The organism is Natrinema soli (assembly GCF_028618695.1).
Window position 1 is genome coordinate 1 of the sequence record NZ_JAQIVI010000786.1, and the last position, 2,823, is coordinate 2,823.

A 2,823-nucleotide genomic window follows, 5' to 3' on the forward strand; every position below is an offset into this window, starting at 1 on the left:
TCTGGTGTTCGTCGGCAGCGGCGTGACGAACGAGACGGTCGCCGACTGTCTCGAGGCGGGTGCGGACGGCGTCATCGTCGGCACCGCCCTCAAACGGGGCGGCGAGACGACGAACCCCGTTTCCGGCGAGCGCGTCGAGGGACTCGTGGCTGCCGCTCGAGCGGCGAACTCGGGCGACGAGTTCGAGTAAGTACGAGCGGACTCGAGTGCGAGTGCCGGTGCCGTTCGCGAGTCACCGGCCGACCCTCACCCGTTCATCAGAGCGGGCACAGAGTGACGCCGATCCGAGCGGATGGTCGAACGGGCACCGTCCAGACGACCGTATTCGACTCTCATGCCACGATGTCGTCTATCCGCTCACCGTACTCCGGACAGATCGAGACGAGTTCCGCGTACACGTCTTCGTCAAGTATATCGAGTCCGTTCGTCACACTGAGAAACTGCTCGAGCGGGGGGTTGTGATTCTCCGCCCACCACACCGGATGCGTCAGCACCTGCAATACGTCCGGAGCGGGTGCGGGTATCGTCTGGATCGGCGGTCCCTCGCGCCACCGGCCAGCGGAGTCGGAGATGTACGTCGACATCAGGGCCGAACTGTACGCGTTGACCATTCCAGCGATCCTCGGCGGTCCTTCGAGCACCCGCGTTACCGGTCGGTGAAACGACAGTGACGTAATCGAATCAAGACCGATCGATTCCAGTCGGCATCGCGCATCTTCGGCGTATTTCTCCTCCCTGCGGGAGAGGCCACGCTCGATGTCCGGGTCGTCGCTTCGGGCATCGTTCGTCATCGAAGTCAGGTCGCAGTGCAGCCCGATTTCGTGTCCGAGATCGCGGATTTCGAACAATCGTTCGCGCTCGTCGTCGATGTCGTACAGCGGTGTATCGGGATTGACCATGTACACCGATCGAACGCCGACCTGGTGCTCGAGATGTGCCAGTTCGACCGCCCGGTCCATACAGACGTCGACGTCGTGTCGGACGATCGCCACGCGTTCTCCGCTCGAGCGACACTCCGGGTACTCCGAGAGCGTGCGAACGTCGAAAGTCTCCTGAAGGACTCGGAGTAGTTTCCGGTAATAATCGTAGCTGAAATCCTGGGCCCACCCGTCCGTCGTCTGGTCAGTGCTACTCATGGATCGGTCATCGAGTCGAAAAGATCGTTCGTGCCGTCCGAACCAACGTTCATGAGCGCGTCGACGATGGACAACTTCGGGACGAATCCATCGAATCGCTGCTCGTAGCGGGGATGCGAAACCGACTGGTACTCCAGCGAGATGTCTCTCGTCTCGAACCGTGCACGATCGAGATAGGAACGGGCACCCGTCCCGGAAAGATACCGGTCGGCGTCGAGTTCGTCACAGAGTCGGACAATCCGCTCGGCGTTCGTGGCAGTAACGTCGAGTTCAGACGACCGGACGAACTGGCACTCAAGTCCGATCCGATCGGCGATCATTCGAGTCAGATGGACGTTCAATTCACACAGTGAATCCCACGACTGTGCGTATGTTTCCTCGAAGAGGTCGGCAAACTCGTCGAAGCACGCCGCTTTGCCGTAGTTCTGCTGGAGGCTCTTTCGATGTGCGTCGCGCCAGACGTCGCTCGCGATATCCATCTCTTCGATCGGCCCGTCGGATCCGCGAACTGGGACGGTGAGCCACGTCCATCCGTCGGGAGTTTTGATCTTGTTGCGATTGATCCACGACTGGGACGTGTACTCGACATCATCGAGAAAGACGAAAACATCACTGCGATGTATTTTGTGAAAGTAGCCGATCCAGGGCAGATAGTTCGGCTGGTGAATCGCAATAGTCCGTTCGTCAGCCTGACTGATAGCGTTCGACACGGTTCGTCCCTCGATCCGCTGCACCCGGGTCGATCTCGTTCGCTGCGTCGCAGCCTGATCCGTCTTCTCGTTACCCGTCTCGTTCATCGTCGCTCACCTCCGTGGACTTGCCGAGTGAACTCTGATGGCCAGTGCGTCTCACGACTCGTTCGATGATGTTCTCGTTTCGTATAGCTATCAGAGACATTTACATTCGGACAGTAGAGAGTGTACACTATTGTTATGGGTAGAGGTCGATATCTAGACTCGATATACAATGAAGGAAATAAAACGTTCACAATCGTAATGGACACCATTATAACCGGAATGGGGCGATAGTCTGGGATAGTATCGGAACTACTGAGAGCGGCTCGCACAGGGAAAACGATGCGTGACCGCACTCGCACTGGTATGCGAATACGAACCGTTGTGCGTCTCGGAGCCGCGAAACGATCGCGCCCGAACAGTTGCGTCGGTCGTCGTCCGTTACGGGAAGAGTATTGCCGGATACAAGACACCCATCAAGTGAACGCGACGAGCACCTAATCGAACCGGGACCAGCCCGACGACGGACGCTGCGACGAAAACCGCGATCCCGACCGGACCCGTGAAGAGGAACGAAAGAACGAGCAACAGCGCGAGTACGGCGACCGAAATCTTCCAGTAAGCCAGGCGACCGACCAGTTCGAGATAGGCGTCCCCGACGAGGATCACGAGCACGAAGCCGACCAGCCCCGCGAGGACGATGGCTACGAGTAAAATCGGTATCTCGAGCGGTGCGTTCGTTCGATCAAAGGCCACCAGCACCCCAGTCCGGGGCTGGCCGATGGCGGCCAGCGCGAAGAGCGCGAAAATCGTATTCGCGGTGTCGACGCCGCTGGTCGCGACGATATAGCCGCGGTCGCTGGCCCCGTCCGGGACGACGACGAGGACCGCGACGGCGGCGATCGACGCGGGATCCAGCGACGCGAGCGGGAGCGCGATGTCGCTGTAGGATT

Annotated in this window: 4 protein-coding genes; 1 reads left to right on the forward strand and 3 read right to left on the reverse strand. The window is 59.4% G+C overall.

The features are described 5' to 3' along the window. A partial coding sequence (locus PGX04_RS32435; protein ID WP_273742241.1) for a BtpA/SgcQ family protein occupies positions 1-190 on the forward strand: 190 nt, incomplete at its 5' end. A gap of 142 nt (positions 191-332) precedes the next feature. Here PGX04_RS32435 and PGX04_RS32440 read toward each other — a convergent pair. The 3 genes from PGX04_RS32440 to PGX04_RS32450 all read right to left on the reverse strand — a co-directional run. Next, positions 333-1,136, reverse strand: a complete 804-nt coding sequence (locus PGX04_RS32440; RefSeq protein WP_273742242.1) for a polysaccharide deacetylase family protein — start codon at positions 1,134-1,136, stop codon at positions 333-335. Beyond that, positions 1,133-1,933, reverse strand: a complete 801-nt coding sequence (locus PGX04_RS32445; protein ID WP_273742243.1) for a WbqC family protein — start codon at positions 1,931-1,933, stop codon at positions 1,133-1,135. Before PGX04_RS32445 ends, PGX04_RS32440 begins: the two co-directional genes overlap by 4 nt. A gap of 378 nt (positions 1,934-2,311) precedes the next feature. Beyond that, positions 2,312-2,823: tripartite tricarboxylate transporter permease (locus PGX04_RS32450; protein ID WP_273742244.1), on the reverse strand; the 512-nt coding region annotated here is incomplete at its 5' end.